Raw genomic sequence first — 17,049 nt, forward strand, 5'->3', positions numbered from 1 at the left:
CGTCGCCGTGGCCCTCACGGCCGCCTGTCCAGTATCGCCGCGTAGGATGGGCACCGTGACGAGCACGATGGATGCCCCCAGGATCGGCCTCGGCATGCCCAGGGTGCCGGGCGTGCGCGGCCGGCTCAAGGATATCCCGGTCCCCGGACACAAGCGGGTGCTGCTCGCGGCGCCGCGCGGCTACTGCGCCGGCGTCGACCGTGCGGTGATCGCGGTCGAGAAGGCGCTCGAGCACTACGGCGCACCGGTGTACGTGCGCAAGCAGATCGTGCACAACATCCACGTCGTGACCCAGCTCGAGCAGCAGGGCGCCATCTTCGTCGAAGAAGTCGACGAGGTGCCCGAGGGCGCCCACATCGTCTTCAGCGCGCACGGCGTGTCGCCCGCCGTCGTGAACGCCGCCGCCGACCGCGGCCTGCACGCCATCGACGCGACCTGCCCGCTCGTCACCAAGGTGCACCGCGAGGCCGTGCGCTTCGCCCGCGACGACTACGAGATCCTGCTCATCGGCCACGAGGGCCACGAAGAGGTCGAGGGCACCGCCGGCGAGGCGCCCGACCACGTGACGCTCGTGAACAGCCCCGACGACGTCGAGAACATCGAGGTGCGCGACGCCGACAAGGTCGTGTGGCTGTCGCAGACCACGCTCTCGGTCGACGAGACCATGGAGACCGTGCGGCGCCTGCGCGAGAAGTTCCCGAAGCTCGCGGACCCGCCGAGCGACGACATCTGCTACGCCACCCAGAACCGCCAGGTCGCCATCAAGAAGGTCGCGCAGGAGGCCGACGTCGTCATCGTCGTCGGCTCGGCCAACAGCTCGAACAGCGTGCGCCTCGTCGAGGTTGCGCTCGAGTACGGGGCCAAGGCCGCCTACCGCGTCGACTACGCGAGCGAGGTGCGGCAGGAGTGGCTCGACGGCGTCGAGACCGTCGGCGTGACCAGCGGGGCATCCGTTCCCGAGGAGCTCGTGCGCGAGTTGCTCGACGCACTCGCCGACGCCGGCTACGGCGACGTCGCCGAGGTCAAGACGGCCGAGGAGGACCTCATGTTCTCACTGCCGAAGGAGCTCCGCCGCGACCTCGCCGGCAACCGCGATGCGCGAGCGCTCGGCGGCCGGGCCCGCGCAACGCAGGCCTGAGCGGAATCGCGCCCGAGCGGGTTCGTGCCCGAGCCCGATCGGCTCAGGGCGTGGGTGGCGCGGTCGGCACTCCGCCCGACTCGAGGAACGACAGGTACGTCGGGTCGTTCAGCATCACGACGGCGAGGATCACCGCCGTGACGAGGAACGAGACGCCGCCGCCGGCGAGCGGGATCCAGAAGGCGATTCGGCGCGCCCGGAGGCGCACCAGCGAGAGCAGGAGCACGGCCGCGTACAACGCGAGCTGCGCAACCATGCCGATGACGGAGAGCGTCGGCAGCCACGCGGGCGGGGTGTACTCGCCGATGCCGAGCATGGTGTGGCTGAGCCGGATCTGCTGGGCGAGCTGTTGCATCGACGCCGCCGTGCTCCAGGCGCCGAACGCGCCGACCACGAGCAGCACGATCGTCGCGACGCGATCCCACGACGGGGCCCGCGTGGCGGTTGGGACCGCACCGGGGGCTCCGGATGCCGCGGCGGCTCCCCAGCGCCCCCGCGCAGGGGGCGGCGGGGCGGACATCTGCGGCGCCGGGTCGGAGGTGTGCTCGCCGGCGGGCGGCTGCCACGTCCAGCCCTCTGGGGCGTACTCCCCGTACTGCGGCCGCGGCCGCTCGTCGCGCTGCGCGGGCGCCGGCTGCGCGGACGCCCCGGATACGCCGTCGGCGCCCGTCGTGTGGGCGGACTCGTCGGGCGTTCCCGGAACGTGCGGCTGCGACATCCGGAACCTAGGCGCTGATCGAGTGGCCGGCCGAGCCGAGCTGCTGCGTCGACTCGACGACGCGCGCGGCCATGGCCGTCTCGGCGATCTTGCCCCAGGCACGCGGGTCGTACTGCTTCTTGTTGCCGACCGAGCCGTCGACCTTGAGCACGCCGTCGTAGTTCTGGAACATGTAGCCGGCGATCGAGCGGGTGAACGCGTACTGCGTGTCGGTGTCGATGTTCATCTTCACGACGCCGTTCGCAACGGCCTCGGCGATCTCGGCGTCGGTCGAGCCCGATCCGCCGTGGAAGACGAGGTCGAGCGGCTTCTCGCCGGTGGCGTACTTGGCGGCCAAGCCGTCCTGGATCTCCTTGAGGAGCGACGGGCGGAGCTTGACGTTGCCGGGCGCGTAGACGCCGTGCACGTTGCCGAAGGTGAGCGCCGCCATGTAGCGGCCCTGCTCGCCGAGGCCGAGCGCCTCGACCATGGAGATGGCGTCGGCGAGGGTCGTGTAGAGCGCCTCGTTGGAGCCCTCGTGCCTGAGGCCGTCCTCCTCGCCGCCGACGACCCCGATCTCGACCTCGAGGATCGCGTTGATGGCCTTCATGCGGGGCAGGATCTCCTTCGCGATCTCGAGGTTCTCGGCGAGCGGCACCGCCGAACCGTCCCACATGTGCGACTGGAAGATCGGGTTGCGGCCCGCCTTGACCTCCTCCTCGGAGGCGGCGATGAGCGGGTAGACGAAGTCCTCGAGGGCCGGCTTCGGGCAGTGGTCGGTGTGCAGGGCCACCGTGATCGGGTAGCTCTTCGCGACCTCGTGCGCGAACCGCGCGAACGCGAGCGCACCGGCCGTGCGCGCCTTGACCGTGTGGCCCGCAAAGTAGTCGGCCCCGCCCGTGGTGACCTGGATGATGCCGTCGGACCCCGCCTCGGCCAGGCCCTGCAGCACCGCATTGAGGGTCTGCGACGAGGACACGTTGATCGCCGGGAAGGCGAAGCCCGTCGCCTTGGCGGTGTCGAGCATCTCGGCGTACTGCTCGGGCGTTGCGATGGGCATGCTGCTCCTTACTGGGTGACAGTGGGTTCAGCACGAGTCTAGCCAGTCGCCGAGCAGACCTCAGGTGGTGACGGATGCCGCGGGCGGCCCCCGGAGATCACCGGCGTCGCGACCCGCGTTCGCCGCTCCGGCCCGCGGGTTCGCCGCATCCGGAAAGATTGCACGATCTTTCGCGTCGATCCGTCCCGAACTCGACCGCCCGATGAGGTCTTCTCGCATAGTCTCGAAGCGACGCCGCCGCACCCCTCGACGCGGATTCGGACGTCGACACCTGACCACGTTCCAGGAGGACCCCTCGATGGTGAGCACCGACACCGCTACCCTCTACCTGCACCCCGACCGCAACATCGCGCTCGAGCTGGTGCGCGCCACGGAGGCGGCCGCCATCCGTTCCTACCCCTGGATCGGCCGTGGCGACAAGCTCGGCGCCGACGGTGCCGCGGTCGACGCCATGCGCGCGTTCCTCGGCACCGTGAACTTCGACGGCGTCGTCGTCATCGGCGAGGGCGAGAAGGACGAGGCGCCCATGCTCTTCAACGGCGAGAAGGTCGGCAACGGGCGCGGTCCGGCGTGCGACATCGCGGTCGACCCCATCGACGGCACCTCGCTCACGGCCGCCGGCCGCCAGAACGCGCTGTCGGTCATCGCGGTCGCCGATCGGGGCACCATGCTCGACGCGTCATCCGTCTTCTACATGGACAAGATCGTGACGGATGCCTCGGGCAGGGGCGTCGTCGACATCCGCAAGCCCATCGGCGAGAACCTGCGCGCGCTGGCGGCAGCCAAGGGCAAGGACGTCGGCGAGCTCCGCGTGGCCGTGCTCAACCGCGAACGCCACGAGCAGCTCATCGCCGACATCCGCGCCGCCGGTGCGGGCACGCGCCTGATCAGCGACGGCGACGTGGCCGGCGGCATCAACGCGGCGCGCTACGAGTCGCGCATCGACATGTGCGTCGGCGTCGGCGGAAGCCCCGAGGGCATCACGACGGCGTGCGCGATCAAGGCGCTCGGCGGGTTCATGCAGGGCCGGCTTGCTCCGAAGGACGACGCCGAGCGCGAGCGCGGCGAGACCGCCGGGCTCGACTGCGACAAGGTGTACGAGCTCGACGAGCTCGTGCGCAGCGACAACACCTTCTTCGTCGCCACGGGCGTGACCGACGGCGAGCTCGTCGACGGCGTGCGCAAGAAGGGCCCGATCATCCGCACCGAGAGCATCGTGCTGCGCGGCAGGTCGGGCACGATCCGCCGCATCATCGCCGACCACCTCGTGGAGAAGTGGCTCGACAAGACCGACCGGTGACCGGATGCCGCGGGCGGATGTCCGCGGCACACGACAAAATGAGCGGATGACCGTCGATGCCGCACGCCTTCCGCGCGCACTCCGGCCGTTCGGCTCGGCCCAGTACCGCCTGCTCGCCGTCGCGCTCTCGGCGTCGCTGCTGAGCGCCGGAGCCTGGATCGTCGCCGTCGTGTGGCAGGTCGTGCAACTCGGGGGCACGCCGGTCGACCTCTCCTTCGTCGCGGTCGGCGCCAGCCTCGGGCTCGTCCTTGCCGTGCTGTTCGGCGGCGCCGCCGACCGCATCCCGCAGCGGTGGATCCTGCTCGTCGTCGAGATCGTGCGCGGCGCCGGGTTCGGCGTCGCGGGGCTGCTCGCCGCGATGACCCTCGCGTTCGCACGGCTCGGCCGCGACGAGCTCGCGCACCCGCTCGATCGGGTGCCGGATGCCACGACCGTCACGGGCGCCCAGGCGGCGGCCGGCCTCGCGCCGCCCGTCGACGAACCGCACCCGTGACGGACGCGGGACGCGTGCGCGTGCCCGCGTGCGGCTCGCGATGTTCAGAATTCGGGATCGCGTCGCGCCGTGATGTCCAGAATCCAGGATCGTTACCCATGCCCGCTCTGGTCGGGCGGTCGATTCGAGTTGGACGACGGGCATGGCTCGCCACGTCTCCTGAGTCCTGAACCATGCTTGGAGTCGTGTTCCTAGCTGATCGCGGTCGCGTCCCGCCTGCGGGTGGCGACCGTGACGGGCCGGCGTCAGTCGTTCGCCGCGGCAGGGGCCTCGAGCTGCCGACGGAGCTCAGGATCGAGGTCGGCGCCTGCACCGGCGACGAGCTCGTAGGCCGTCAGTTCGCGAGGTGCCTCCTCGATGCCCCGCAGCGGTGCGAGCACCTTCGACTCGTCGAGCGCGCCGAGCTTGCGGGCGGTCGGCAGCACTTGGCGCTCCAGGGAGCCCACGAACGCGTTGTAGTCCTTGACGCTGCGCTCGATGGTGCGGCCGAGCTTCTCGATGTGGCTCGCCGTGGTGGCCAGCCGCGAGTACAGCTCGCGGCTGAGGTCGAACAGGGTCTTGGCCTCGTTGGTGAGCACGTCCTGCTGCCACGAGAACGCGACGGTCTTGAGCACCGACCAGAGCGTCACGGGGGAGGCGAGCGCCACGCGCTTGGCGAACGCGAACTCCATGATGCTGGGGTCCGCCTCGAGCGCGGCCGAGACGAGCGACTCGCTCGGGATGAACGCGATCACGAGCTCGGGCGAGGCGTCGAGGCCATTCCAATAGCCCTTCGAGCCGAGCGCGGTGATGTGGGCACGCACCGCCTGCACGTGCTGCTTCATGAAGTCGGCGCGGCGCGCGGCATCCGCCCCGCTCGCCGTGGCGGGGATCTGGCTCGCCTCGAGGTAGGCGTTGAACGGCACCTTGGCGTCGACGGCGATCGACTTGCCGCCGGGCAGGCGCACGACCATGTCGGGGCGGCCGGCGCCCGAGTCGCTCGAGATGCTCGACTGCATGTCGAAGTCGACGCGCTCGATGAGGCCTGCCGCCTCGACGACGCTGCGGAGCTGCGTCTCGCCCCAGACGCCGCGCGTGCTGTTGGAGCGCAGCGCCGACGCGAGCGACTCGGCGGTCGAGCGCAACCGCTCCTCGGACTCCGCGGCCGACTTCAGCTGCTGGGCGAGCTCGCCGTGCTGGAGGTTGCGCTGCGACTCGAGGTCGGTGACCTTCGCCTGCATCTCGGAGAGCGACTGCTTCACCGGCGCGAGGGCCTGCAGCACGCGGCTCTCGGCCTGTTCGCGCGTTTCCCGCGCCTGCTGCTCGGCCCGGTGCTGTTCGACGAGTTCGCGGTGCTGCTGCTGGCCGGCGACGATCTGCTCGCGCAGCAGCTCGGCCGTGGCCTGGGTGGCGGCGAGCTCCTCGCGGAGGAGCGACCTCGCGGACTCCTCGGCGGCGCGCACTTCGGCGAGCTGCGCCTGGTGCAGCGCCTCGATCAGCGCGGGGTCTTCGGCCGCGGGCGCCTTCGTGGCGCGGCGCGACGCCACCACGGCGACGCCGAGGCCGCCGAGTATCGCGCCGACGAGAAGGCCGATGACGAGTGCGAGGAGGTCCATGTCGACAGTGTCGCAGCGGCCGCCGACATCGCCCGGGAACGGGCGCGGCCGGGCGGGACATCCGGACCCGAAGGACTGGTCGGCGGCCCGGGCGGCAGCTACTGCAGCGCCATGGGGCCGTGCGCGGTGCGCTGGTCGCGAGTGGCGACGGGGCCGATGGCGCCGAACTGCACGCGCGTCACGTGCGCGAGCCGCTCGAGGTCGTCGGCCTCGTGCCGCTTCGCGGCGTGCACGATGATCGCGGCGCACGCCTCGGCGTCGGCGAGCGCGTCGTGGTGCGAGAACCCCTCGAAGCCGGCGGCCATGGCGGCGACGGGCAGGCGGTACGAATCGAGGTGGTACGTGCGGCGGGCCACCTGCAGGCTGCACAGGGAGCGGAAGTCGGGCACGTCGAGCCCGAACGCGGCGGTCGTCTTGGCGATGACGCCCATGTCGAAGCCGGCGTTGTGGGCCACGAGCACGTCGCTGCCGGCGAACTCGCGCAACATGGGCAGGTGCACGTCCCAGCCGGGTGCGTCCGCCACCATCTCGGGCGTGATGCCGTGGATGCGGATGTTCCACTCCGAGAACTCGTCGTGCGGGAACGGCGGGCGGATGTACCGGTGCATCCGATCCACGACCCGGCCGTCGCGTACCTTCACGAGGCCCACGGAGCAGGCGGACGCTCCCGACGAGTTGGCTGTTTCGAAGTCGATCGCGGTGAAGTCCACTGGCACGTGAGCATCGTCGCACGCGGTGCCGACAGTTGACGGATGCCCCGCCGCGGGCGTGGAATGGGCGGCGTGGATGCCGAGCGCGTGAACCGCGGCCCCGACGGCGTCGTGGTCGACCCGAGCGATCCCGCGACGGTGCAGGTCGCCCGCTCGTTCGGCGCCGCGGCATCCGTCTACCACCAGTCGCGACCCGGCTACCCGGTGGAGGCCATCGAGTGGCTCATCGGGGATGCCGTGCGCGTGCTCGACCTCGGCGCGGGCACCGGCAAGCTCACCGAGGCGCTCGTCGCGCTCGACCGCGACGTGGTCGCCGTCGACCCCGTCGAGGAGATGCTCGACGAGCTCGAGGTCGCCGTGCCGGGCGTGCCGCGCATCCTCGGCACGGCGGAGGACATCCCGATCGAGGACGACTGGGTCGACGCGGTGGTCGCGGGGCAGGCGTGGCACTGGTTCGTGCCCGAGCGTGCGGTGCCCGAGATCGCGCGCGTGCTGCGCCCCGGCGGGGTGCTGGGCCTCGTGTGGAACAGCCGCGACATCCGTTCGGACTGGCTCAGGCAGGCCGGCGCGATCATGCACGAGGGCCACGACGCGAGCGCGACGTTCGAGGGGTACGTGCGGATCGGTCCGCCGTTCGGCCCGATCGAGGAGCACACGGTCGAATGGACCGAGCGGATGTCGCGGGCGCGCTTCCTCGACCTGGTGCGATCGCGCAGCTACTTCATCACCGCGACCCCCGCGGAGCGGGCCGCGACGCTCGCGGCGCTCGAGACACTGCTCGACACGCACCCCGACGTCGCGGGAGCGGCCGAGCTCGCGGTGCCTTACGTCACGCGCTGCTTCCGGGCCCGGCTCGGCTGACCGGGTGCGGGCGGGCGGCGCCGCCCGACCGCGTCGGGCGTGCGCGCGGCGACGACGTAGGCTGGATCGGTGAAACGCGGCCGGGTGTACCTCTTCCTGGCGCTGGCCAACCTGTTCTGGGCGGGCAACTACGTGTTCGGCGAGATGGTCACGCGGGAGATCACGCCGATCTCGCTCACGTTCTTCCGGTGGGCGTTCGCGTTCCTGCCGCTGCTCGGGCTCGCGTGGCTGATCGAGCGCCCGAACTGGCGCGAGGCCGTGCGCGAGTGGAGACTGCATCTGCTGCAGTCGGTGCTCGGCCTCACGGGCTACACGTTGCTGCTGTACGCGGCGCTGGGACTCACGGGCGCCGTGAACGCGGCGGTCATCAGCGCCGCCAATCCTGCGACGATCGCGCTCGCCGCGGCGCTCTTCCTCCACGAGCGGCTGAACCGCGTGCAGGTTGCCGGCCTCGTCGTCGCCTTCATCGGCGTGACGGTGGTGCTCACAGGCGGAGACCTCGGCCGGCTCGTCGAGCAGGGCTTCGGCGTCGGCGACCTGCTGGTCATCGGCTCGGTGCTCGTGTGGACCGCGTACTCGCTGATCTCGCGGCGCTTGGTGACCCCGCCCATCACCGCGACGGCCGTGCAGGGCGTGTTGGCGGTCGTGACGATGCTGCCGGTCGTCGCCGTCGCCGGGGTGTCGCTGCCGACGAGCGGGGCGGGCGCGCTCGGCCTCGCGTACATCGTGGTCTTCCCGTCGATGGCGGGCTACGCGCTCTGGAACATCGGCGCGTCGAAGATCGGTCCGGCGCGTGCCGGTATCTTCCTCAACCTGCTGCCCGTGTTCACGGTCGTCATCGCGCTGGCCTTCGGCGCGACGGTCGAGCTGCCGGCATTCATCGGCGGCGCGCTCGTGGTCGCGGGCGTCTACCTGACGTTGCATCAACGTCGCCCGACGGGGGTGGGGGTGGCGGAAGCGACGACCGACCGGCCGGTACGATAGACCCCCGTGGCTCTCACCATCGGAATCGTCGGTCTCCCGAACGTCGGCAAGTCGACCCTCTTCAACGCCCTCACCAAGAACCAGGTGCTCGCGGCGAACTACCCCTTCGCGACGATCGAGCCGAACATCGGCGTGGTGAACCTGCCGGACCCGCGGCTGAAGACCCTCGCCGACATCTTCGGCTCCGAACGGATCCTGCCCGCTGCGGTCGCGTTCGTCGACATCGCCGGCATCGTGCGCGGCGCGAGCGAGGGCGAGGGCCTCGGCAACAAGTTCCTCGCGAACATCCGCGAGGCCGACGCCATCGCGCAGGTCGTGCGCGGCTTCGAGGACTCCGACGTCGTGCACGTCGAGGGCACCGTCGACCCCAAGGCCGACATGGAGACCATCAACACCGAGTTGATCCTCGCCGACCTCGAGACCCTCGAGCGCGCCGTCCCGCGCTTCGAGAAGGAGGTCAAGGGCAAGAAGCTCGATCCGTCGGTGCTCGCCGCAGCGAAGGAGGCGCAGGAGGTGCTGCAGAAGGGCACGCCCCTGTCTGCGGCATCCGTCGACCTCGCACCGATTCGCGAGCTCGGCCTGCTCACCGCGAAGCCCTTCATCTACGTCTTCAACGTCGACGAGGCGGTGCTGACGGATGCCGCTCGCAAGGCGGAGCTCGCAGCACTCGTCGCGCCCGCCGAAGCGGTCTTCCTCGATGCGAAGATCGAGTCGGAGCTCATCGACCTCGACCCCGAGGATGCCGCGGAACTGCTCGCGTCCACAGGACAGGACGAGCCGGGCCTCGACCAGCTCGCACGCGTCGGCTTCGACACCCTCGGGTTGCAGACGTACCTCACGGCGGGCCCGAAGGAGGCGCGCGCGTGGACCATCCACAAGGGCACTAAGGCTCCGCAGGCGGCGGGCGTCATCCACACCGACTTCGAGCGCGGCTTCATCAAGGCCGAGGTCATCTCGTTCGACGACCTCGTCGCGACCGGCTCGGTCGCCGAGGCCCGCGCGAAGGGCAGGGTCCGCATGGAGGGCAAGGACTACGTCATGCAGGACGGCGACGTGGTCGAGTTCCGCTTCAACGTGTGACTCGGGCGGCGCCGGCCGCAGGTGCTCCGTCCGGGCCTCGACCGAATCCCAGTCCGCGATCTCGACGAGCAGGTCGGGGTCATCGAGCACCTCACAGCGGGTACTGCCCGGGAATCCGCGTCGTCCGCGTCCCTGGGTGGCGACCAGGTCGTCGAGCAGACACCTGAGCTCGTCCCGTTGGCCGGGCCTGGATCCCATGGTCGGCACGCGACGAGTCGTCAACTGCGGTATGACCGAGTACCACCAGACCCGGTATGACCGGGTTATACTCGTGTGATGAAGGTGACGATCTCGATCCCGGACTCGACCGAGAAGCGAGCCAGGTCGGCTGCCAAGCGGTCGCGCATGAACTTCTCCCAGTTCATGAGCGCGGCCGCGGACTCGTATGCGAAGCAGCTCGAGGAGTCATCGGTGACGCACCAGATCGACGCAGCCCTCGATGCCGCGGGCGGAGACGACTCGAACCAGGTCGCCGGCCGGGCCGGACTCGACACGCTGCGTCGCGCCGAATGGTGAGCCGCGGGCAGGTTCGCTGGGTCGATCTCGGACAGCCCATCGGATCGGAACCCGGATTTCGTCGGCCGGTTGTCGTCATCCAGGGCGACGCCTTCAACCGCTCCCGTCTCCAGACGGTCATCGTCGTCGTGCTCACGTCGAACACCGCGCTTGCGCAGATGCCCGGCAACGTGTTCCTGCCCGCGTCCGCGACTGGACTTCCGAAGGACGGAGTCGTGAACGTGACCGCCCTCGCCACGGTGGACCGTCATCGGCTCGAAGACGAGGTCGTCGGCGGCATTCCGGAGTACCTGATGCGAGACATCGATGCCGGCCTCCGCGAGGTGCTCGACGTCTGACCCGTCCGAGCCCGATCGACGGCGAATTCGCTCCGGCGCAGGGCCGTCCTGATGCTCGTCGCGCAGGCGGGGCTCGACGTGGTGGCGTTCCGGCCGGAACCCGGGCGGCGACTCACCGGTGAGCCGCCGTATGCCACGGCGCAGGTCCTCCGAGGCATCCTGATGCGCCGATTCGAGGGTGGGTGGCGTGTGCCATGCTGGCGTCATGCCGGAATCGCCTGAGGTGCAGGCGCTCGCCGACGAACTCGGTGCGCGGCTCCGCGGGCGCGCGATCACCGAGGTCGACGTCGTCGAGTTCCGCACGATCAAGACGCGAGCGCGACCGCCTTCGGGTCTGGTCGGCGAGCACGTGACGGATGTCGCGCGTCACGGCAAGCTCCTCGACCTCGCCGTGGGGGCATCCCAGCATCTCGTCGTCTCCCTCGGCCGGCACGGTTGGGCGCGATGGCGCGAGGCCGACGCCGACGGCGGCCCCGGCGTGGGCGCCGCCGTCGATCAGGCCACCGCGGGCACCGTCCCTGCCGAGGCATCCGCTGAACCGCCGCCACCGACGCTCGTGGCGATGGCCTTCGACGACGGCAACACCCTCGAGTTCACCGACGCGGGCAGCTGGGTGTCGCTCGGCTGCTGGGTGGTCGACGATCCCGTCGAGGTGCCGGCGGTCGCCAAGCTCGGGCCCGACCCGGGTGATCCGGGCTTCTCGAGGGAGGACCTCGATCGGGTCGTCGTCGGTCGTCGCAAGCAGCTGAAGGCCGTCCTGCAAGACCAGGAGTCGCTCGCCGGCATCGGCAACGCCTACTCCGACGAGATCCTGCACGAGGCGCGGCTGTCACCCGTCGTGCACGCGTCCGCGCTCACCGAAGCCGAGCGCGAACGCCTCTTCGAGGCGACCGTCGGCGTCATCTCGTCGGCGATCGAGGCGCGGCACGGCGTGCCGATCGATCGGCTCAAGGAGGTCAAGGTCGCGGCGATGCGGGTGCACGGCCGTGCGGGGGAGCCGTGTCCGCGCTGCGGCGACACCATCCGCGACTTCGCGTTCGGGAGCACGACGGCGCAGTACTCCCCGACCTGCCAGACCGGCGGCGTGCTGCTGTCGGAGGCATCCGACCGATCGCCTTCACGCGCCGAGTGAGCGGCACGCGCCGATTGAGCGGGGGGCGCCGAGCCTCGAACCTCAGCGGGCCGTGGCGCGTGCCGCGCGACGGGCGAGCTTGTCGGCGAGCGAGGGTTCGTCGTCGAGGAACCAGACGTGGTCGCCCGCATTCGACTCGCGCACGTAGTCGCGCAGCGCCGTGCTCTTCTCGAGCTGCGTGCCGATGTCGCCGATCACCGCGAGCTGCAACCGGTAGTTCACGACCTTCTGCGTGATCTCGCCGGCGAGGCCCGAGCGCAGGTTGAAGAACTTCGCATCGAGGCGCTCGACCGGGACCGCGACCAGGGTCGCACGATGCGACCAGGCGCTGCCGACCAGGTCGGCCGCGTCGTCGGGGGTCGAGATGGGGTCGCCCTCGGCGTCGAGGTAGAGGACGCGGACGCCACTGAGTTCGTCGGTGCGCATGGCTTCGACCCTAACGTGGTCTCGGTGCTCGTGACGCCGTTCATCCACAGCGTGACGCACGTCTTCCACCGTGGCGCTCGTTCAGGACTCGTAGATCGCGAGCCACGTCGTGAGCACCTGCTCGAGCGCGGCGGCATCCGACGGCGAGAGGGCTTCGTCGAGGAGGCCTCGTTCGTTCGCCACGTGCGCGGCGAACGCCTTGTCGATGAGCTCACGCCCCTTCGGCGTGCGCTCGAACGGCGCCCCCGCACGGCGCAGGGTGGCGAGCACGTCGAACTCGCCCTCTGAGAGACCGAAGGTGCCGTACACCGCACGAGGTCGTCGGTGAGGTGGCATCGGGGCGAGGCGTTCCCGGCCCGATGCCGCGGGGCAGGCGGAATCGCGACGGCTCGCCCCGTCCGGTCGGGTGAGCTGAACGCACTCGCGGTTCAGTCATGCAGGATGCGCTGGAAGAGCTCGTGGTCCTGCCATCGGCCGGTGATCTTGAGGGAGCCCGGCGCGAAGCCGGTGTGCGTGAACCCGTTGCGCTCGAGTACTCACAGGGCGATGGGATCGATCACCCGACGATCCTCGGATTCCGCGCGCCGGATGTCGGCAGACGGTGAGACGATTGCAGCGTGCCTGAGCTGCCCGAGGTGGACGCGCTCGTGGGGTTTCTCCACGAGCGCGCGGTGGGCCGTGCCGTCGTGGGCGCCTCGGTCGCGGCGATCTCGGCGCTGAAGACATTCGATCCACCCCTGCAGGAGCTCACCGGGCGCACGATCGACGCGGCATCCCGGCACGGAAAGTTCGTCGACCTCGAGGTCGGCGGGCTGCGCCTCGTGTTCCACCTCGCGCGCGCCGGATGGCTGCGATGGTACGACGAGCTGCCGAAGACGGTGATCAAGCCGGGCAAGTCGCCCATCGCCCTGCGCATGCGCCTCGACGACGGCTCGGGGTTCGATCTCACCGAGGCGGGCACGAAGAAGTCGCTCGCCGTCTACGTCGTGCGCGACCCCGCCGAGGTGCCGGGCATCGCCCGGTTAGGCCCCGACCCCACGGCACCCGGGTTCACGCTCGACGACTTCGCAGCGATCCTCGCCGGTCGGCGCACGCAGGTCAAGGGCCTCCTGCGCGACCAGTCGATCTTCGCTGGCGTCGGCAACGCCTACTCCGACGAGATCCTGCATAACGCCCGGATGTCGCCGTATGCGCTCGCCGCGAAGCTGAAGACCGACGACGTCGAGCGGCTCTACCACGCCCTGCGCGACACGCTCGCCGACGCGATCGACGCGGCGGCCGGCAAGCGCCCCGACGAGCTCAAGGACTCGAAGCGCACGCGCATGCAGGTGCACGGCCGCACGGGCGAACCGTGCCCGGTGTGCGGCGACACCGTGCGCGAGGTGATCTTCGCCGACTCGACGTTCCAGTACTGCCCGACCTGCCAGACCGGCGGCAAGCCGCTCGCCGACCGGGTGCTGTCGCGACTGCTCAAGTAGCGGCGCGGCCCGCTTCGCTCTCGAGGCGGCCGGCGTCGCGCTCGCCGCGGCGCGGTCCATCCGGCCCGAGACGCCCGTCACGGTCCGCGTGCCCGCGAGCAATCCCGCCTCGGTGCGGGTGCTCGAGCGCGTCGACCTCACGCTCGCCTGGCGGGGCACCTCGAGCGAGGCGCCCGTCGGTCCCGATGACTCGACCCACCTCGAGCGCCTCTTCTTCGCCGACCGACCACTCGACGCCGAGACCCTCGACGCGGTCATCGCGCTCGGCTGACGTCCGCGGCAGACTCGAGACATGGGAATCACCGAGACCGATCTCGTCCACCTCCGCCGCACGGTCGAGCTCGCGCGGGAGGCCGCCGAGTCGGGCGACAGCCCGTTCGGCTCGGTGCTCGTCGATGCGGCGGGCATCGAGCGTTTCGCCGATCGCAATCGGGAGGCGACCACCGGCGACCCGACGCGGCATCCCGAGTTCGAGATCGCACGGTGGGCGGTCACTCAGCTGACGCCCGCGCAGCGCGCGGCCGCTACAGTGTACACGTCGGGGGAGCACTGCGCGATGTGCGCCGCCGCGCACGCCTGGGTCGGACTCGGGCGCATCGTCTACGTCGCGTCGGCCGAGCAGATCGCGTCGTGGCGGGCGGCGGTGGGTGCGGCGTCGTCGCCGGTCGCGACGCTCCCGATCTCCACGGTGGCGCCCGCCCTGCGTGTCGACGGCCCCGTCGCGGACCTGGTCGAGGAGGTGCGGGTGCTCATCGAGCACCACGCCGCCTCGGCATGACGAAGGGTGGCGGAGTGGGTGCTCCGCCGCCCGGTCGTCACGAACCGTCAGACGCGTCGGCCGGTATCGGTGTTGCGATTCGGCGTCGTGTCGGCGCGGCTGTCGCGGTCGCGGTTCGCGGTGTCGGCCGCGTACGCCGCGTCCTGTTCGCGACGGGCCGCCTCGTGCTCGTCGCGCACGGTGCCGCGCTCCGCGGTCGTCGCGGCGTCGCGTCGATCTGCGTCGACGTCGGGGTCGACCGTATCGGCCTCCTGCAACCGCTCCTCGGCCTCGGCGCGCAGCTTCTCCGCGTCGGACCGGTGGCTGGTGCTCTCGCGCGCGAACCGCTCCGAGTCGAGCCGGGCCTGCGCGGCGTCTGCCTCGGCCTGCTTCGCCGCCGCGGCCGCCCGAGCGGCTTCGGCCTCGCGCTCGCGCCGCGCAACATCGGCCTCCTGTGCGCTCTGCCGCAGTTCCGCGGCCTTCCTGCGCTCGGATTCGAGCTGCGCCTCGCGACGTTGCCGGCTGGTCAGGAGCCAGACGACGACGACGATCGCGATGACGACGATGATGCCGACGATGATCCAGACGATGGTGCTGGTTTCCACGGAAATCCGCCTCCTCGGGTCGGGTCGGCACCAGTGAACTCCGTACGGACGAATTGCCGCAATGCCTTGCCAAACCCCGGCGAGTGCGGGATCATCGGCGCGCGCTCGCGAGGGTGACGTGCCGGGGAATCACCTCTTCATCAGGCAGAAGTCCGTCGAGCAGGCGCTCGAGCGTGGCCAGGCCGTCGGGCGACGTGACCGATTCGAGGTGGCCCTGCACGGAGGCCACGCCCGCACCGCGCAGCGCGTGCACGACGCCCGTCGTGGCATCCGACGCCACCTCGAGGTCCCGGGCCGGGGTCGTCGAGCCATTCGGCGCGACGGCCGAGAACGTGTTGTAGAAGGCGATCGCCGCGGCCCGCCCGAACACCTCCACCTCGAGCTGCAGCCCCTGTCGCGGCACGGGCAGCGGCGAGAGCGGGAGCCCGGCGAGGTCGGCGAGCACCTGGTGGCTGAGGCAGACCGCGAGCATCGGGCGTCCCGACGCGAGCCGCGCCATGATGAGCTCGCGTAGCCGCGCGACCCGCGGGTCGGCCCGGTTCCGCGGGTCGCCCGGGCCGGGACCGAAGACCACGAGACCCTCGGATGCCACGAGCGCCGCCTCGTGCCACGGCACGACCCGCGCGGCCACCCCGAGGTGGCGCAGCTGGTGGGCGAGCATCGTGGTGAAGTCGTCGTTCGCATCGACGACGAGCGCCTCGGCGACCTCGCCGGCCGGATCGGAGTGACGCACGAGCGTCGCGCCCACCGGCACCCTCACCCGCCCGCCGGCCCCGAGATACGCCGTGCGGATGAGGATCGGCGCATCGAGGTCGTAGCCCCCGCCGCGCGGAGTGAACCGCGCCAGCACCCCCGCGTAGTATCCCCGCGGCGTCGCCTCGTGGCGCGCGATCACGGCGCAGGCGTTGCCGAGGGGCGACCCGGTCACGGTGGGCGCGAACATCGTGCGACGCAGGACCTCGCGCGGATCGAGCTCGGAACGCCCCTCGAGCAGGTACTCGGTGTGCGTGAGCCGGGACATCCGCTTCAGGAACGGACCACGGATGCGACCGCCGTCGGGGCAGACGGCGCTCATCATCTTGAGCTCCTCGTCGACGACCATGACGAGCTCCTCGCGCTCCTTGACGTCGTGCAGGAAGGACAGGAAACGGTCGTCGTCGGATGCCTCGTCGCCGTGCCGGAACGTGCCGCTGATCGGGTTCATCGACACCGTCCCGTCGATCGAGGACACATGCCGCTCGGGCGTCGCGCCTACCGCTGCAAGGCCAGGGGTGTGCAGGGCGAAGGTCCAGTAGGCGCCCGACTCGTGCTCGAGCAGCGCCCGCATCCAGCCGAGCACGGCCGTCGCTGGCGCGGCATCCGTCGTTCCGGTGAACTCGCGCCGGATGACGAAACTGGCGCCCTCGCCGCGGCCGATCTCCTCGGCGATGACCCGTCGCACGGTCGCCGCGTAGTCGGCGTCGCTCACGTCGACGTCGAGGTCGTCGACGATCACCGGATGCCGCGGCAGCAGCCCGATCGCCTCGGCGAGCGGCACCGATTCGCGCTCGCGAACGACGAGGCAGCGGATGGGCGCCCCGTCGTCGTGGGCTGCGAAGCCGCGCTCGCGCACCTGCCGGAACGGCACGAGCGCGAGCACCTCGGCGCCGTCGAGCGGGATGCCGGCGAGCAGGTCGACATCGACGACGTCGCCGACGAGCACGTCGAGCTTGGATTCGTGCTCGCGGTGGATCACCACGAACGGCGGGGTCTGGCTCGCGGCGTCGAGCGAGGTGAGCAGGCGGGTCATGTGGGCCTCCGGTCGGGCCCTCGGCCGGAGCATCCCGCTGCAACGCGAAACGACCGCCCTCGGGCGGTCGTCGTACGTCGAAACGTGGAG

The 17,049-nt window shown here is 71.0% G+C and carries 21 protein-coding genes; 13 read left to right on the forward strand and 8 right to left on the reverse strand.

Going from position 1 to position 17,049, the window contains the following annotated elements:
* Positions 1-94 precede the first annotated feature (94 nt).
* Entirely contained in the window at positions 95-1,138 is a 1,044-nt protein-coding gene (locus tag IEX31_RS00445; protein ID WP_229662044.1) for a 4-hydroxy-3-methylbut-2-enyl diphosphate reductase, read from the forward strand.
* A gap of 43 nt (positions 1,139-1,181) precedes the next feature.
* On the opposite strand, the gene IEX31_RS00450 is transcribed toward IEX31_RS00445, so the two are convergent.
* Both IEX31_RS00450 and fbaA read right to left on the reverse strand, forming a co-directional pair.
* On the reverse strand, positions 1,182-1,856 hold the full coding sequence (locus IEX31_RS00450) for a DUF6264 family protein (protein ID WP_188741470.1): 675 nt from the start codon (positions 1,854-1,856) through the stop codon (positions 1,182-1,184).
* 7 nt (positions 1,857-1,863) lie between these two features.
* The gene (gene fbaA, locus IEX31_RS00455) at positions 1,864-2,895 is read right to left on the reverse strand and encodes a class II fructose-bisphosphate aldolase (protein ID WP_188741471.1); all 1,032 of its coding nucleotides are present in this window, start codon (positions 2,893-2,895) and stop codon (positions 1,864-1,866) included.
* Positions 2,896-3,193: 298 nt separating this feature from the next.
* Between fbaA and glpX the strand changes: the two genes are divergently transcribed.
* Both glpX and IEX31_RS00465 read left to right on the forward strand, forming a co-directional pair.
* On the forward strand, positions 3,194-4,195 hold the full coding sequence (glpX, locus tag IEX31_RS00460) for a class II fructose-bisphosphatase (RefSeq protein WP_188741472.1): 1,002 nt from the start codon (positions 3,194-3,196) through the stop codon (positions 4,193-4,195).
* Positions 4,196-4,241: 46 nt separating this feature from the next.
* Positions 4,242-4,688: an MFS transporter gene (locus tag IEX31_RS00465; RefSeq protein ID WP_188741473.1), complete on the forward strand. Its 447-nt coding sequence runs from the start codon at positions 4,242-4,244 to the stop codon at positions 4,686-4,688.
* A gap of 245 nt (positions 4,689-4,933) precedes the next feature.
* Here the strand turns inward: IEX31_RS00465 and IEX31_RS00470 are convergent, their stop codons facing one another.
* A complete protein-coding gene (locus IEX31_RS00470; protein ID WP_188741474.1) occupies positions 4,934-6,283 on the reverse strand; it encodes a DNA recombination protein RmuC in 1,350 nt (449 codons plus the stop codon).
* A 98-nt stretch (positions 6,284-6,381) separates the two neighbouring features.
* The gene (locus tag IEX31_RS00475) at positions 6,382-6,999 is read right to left on the reverse strand and encodes a 3'-5' exonuclease (protein WP_188741475.1); all 618 of its coding nucleotides are present in this window, start codon (positions 6,997-6,999) and stop codon (positions 6,382-6,384) included.
* A 36-nt stretch (positions 7,000-7,035) separates the two neighbouring features.
* Here IEX31_RS00475 and IEX31_RS00480 point away from each other — a divergent pair, with 36 nt between their 5' ends.
* The 6 genes from IEX31_RS00480 to IEX31_RS00505 all read left to right on the forward strand — a co-directional run bounded on the left by IEX31_RS00480 (position 7,036) and on the right by IEX31_RS00505 (position 11,904).
* Positions 7,036-7,854, forward strand: coding sequence for a class I SAM-dependent methyltransferase (locus IEX31_RS00480; protein WP_229662003.1), 819 nt, complete (start codon positions 7,036-7,038; stop codon positions 7,852-7,854).
* A gap of 69 nt (positions 7,855-7,923) precedes the next feature.
* Positions 7,924-8,838: a DMT family transporter gene (locus tag IEX31_RS00485; RefSeq protein WP_188741476.1), complete on the forward strand. Its 915-nt coding sequence runs from the start codon at positions 7,924-7,926 to the stop codon at positions 8,836-8,838.
* A gap of 6 nt (positions 8,839-8,844) precedes the next feature.
* The gene (ychF, locus tag IEX31_RS00490) at positions 8,845-9,918 is read left to right on the forward strand and encodes a redox-regulated ATPase YchF (protein WP_188741477.1); all 1,074 of its coding nucleotides are present in this window, start codon (positions 8,845-8,847) and stop codon (positions 9,916-9,918) included.
* Positions 9,919-10,194: 276 nt separating this feature from the next.
* Positions 10,195-10,434: a CopG family transcriptional regulator gene (locus IEX31_RS00495; RefSeq protein WP_188741478.1), complete on the forward strand. Its 240-nt coding sequence runs from the start codon at positions 10,195-10,197 to the stop codon at positions 10,432-10,434.
* A complete protein-coding gene (locus tag IEX31_RS00500; protein ID WP_188741479.1) occupies positions 10,428-10,772 on the forward strand; it encodes a type II toxin-antitoxin system PemK/MazF family toxin in 345 nt (114 codons plus the stop codon). Before IEX31_RS00495 ends, IEX31_RS00500 begins: the two co-directional genes overlap by 7 nt.
* A gap of 205 nt (positions 10,773-10,977) precedes the next feature.
* On the forward strand, positions 10,978-11,904 hold the full coding sequence (locus tag IEX31_RS00505; RefSeq protein WP_188741480.1) for a DNA-formamidopyrimidine glycosylase family protein: 927 nt from the start codon (positions 10,978-10,980) through the stop codon (positions 11,902-11,904).
* Between the two features lie 42 nt (positions 11,905-11,946).
* Here the strand turns inward: IEX31_RS00505 and IEX31_RS00510 are convergent, their stop codons facing one another.
* Together IEX31_RS00510 and IEX31_RS00515 are read right to left on the reverse strand one after the other, a co-directional pair.
* Entirely contained in the window at positions 11,947-12,330 is a 384-nt protein-coding gene (locus IEX31_RS00510) for a DUF4180 domain-containing protein (protein ID WP_188741481.1), read from the reverse strand.
* 81 nt (positions 12,331-12,411) lie between these two features.
* Entirely contained in the window at positions 12,412-12,639 is a 228-nt protein-coding gene (locus IEX31_RS00515; protein WP_229662004.1) for a winged helix DNA-binding protein, read from the reverse strand.
* A 125-nt stretch (positions 12,640-12,764) separates the two neighbouring features.
* Here IEX31_RS00515 and IEX31_RS19380 point away from each other — a divergent pair, with 125 nt between their 5' ends.
* The 4 genes from IEX31_RS19380 to IEX31_RS00535 all read left to right on the forward strand — a co-directional run bounded on the left by IEX31_RS19380 (position 12,765) and on the right by IEX31_RS00535 (position 14,586).
* Positions 12,765-12,935 (forward strand): hypothetical protein, encoded by a 171-nt coding sequence (locus tag IEX31_RS19380; RefSeq protein WP_188741482.1) that lies wholly within the window; start codon positions 12,765-12,767, stop codon positions 12,933-12,935.
* Positions 12,936-12,947: 12 nt separating this feature from the next.
* The gene (locus IEX31_RS00525) at positions 12,948-13,808 is read left to right on the forward strand and encodes an Fpg/Nei family DNA glycosylase (protein WP_188741483.1); all 861 of its coding nucleotides are present in this window, start codon (positions 12,948-12,950) and stop codon (positions 13,806-13,808) included.
* 88 nt (positions 13,809-13,896) lie between these two features.
* Positions 13,897-14,079, forward strand: a complete 183-nt coding sequence (locus IEX31_RS00530) for a hypothetical protein (protein ID WP_188741484.1) — start codon at positions 13,897-13,899, stop codon at positions 14,077-14,079.
* A 21-nt stretch (positions 14,080-14,100) separates the two neighbouring features.
* Complete coding sequence (locus IEX31_RS00535; protein WP_188741485.1) at positions 14,101-14,586, forward strand: nucleoside deaminase; 486 nt, start codon at positions 14,101-14,103, stop codon at positions 14,584-14,586.
* Positions 14,587-14,633: 47 nt separating this feature from the next.
* On the opposite strand, the gene IEX31_RS00540 is transcribed toward IEX31_RS00535, so the two are convergent.
* Both IEX31_RS00540 and IEX31_RS00545 read right to left on the reverse strand, forming a co-directional pair.
* On the reverse strand, positions 14,634-15,170 hold the full coding sequence (locus tag IEX31_RS00540) for a hypothetical protein (RefSeq protein WP_188741486.1): 537 nt from the start codon (positions 15,168-15,170) through the stop codon (positions 14,634-14,636).
* Positions 15,171-15,261: 91 nt separating this feature from the next.
* Positions 15,262-16,959, reverse strand: coding sequence for an anthranilate synthase family protein (locus IEX31_RS00545; RefSeq protein ID WP_188741487.1), 1,698 nt, complete (start codon positions 16,957-16,959; stop codon positions 15,262-15,264).
* Positions 16,960-17,049: the final 90 nt, after the last annotated feature.

It is taken from the genome of Agromyces bauzanensis (genome assembly GCF_014645655.1).
Taxonomy (GTDB): Bacteria; Actinomycetota; Actinomycetes; order Actinomycetales; family Microbacteriaceae; genus Agromyces; species Agromyces bauzanensis.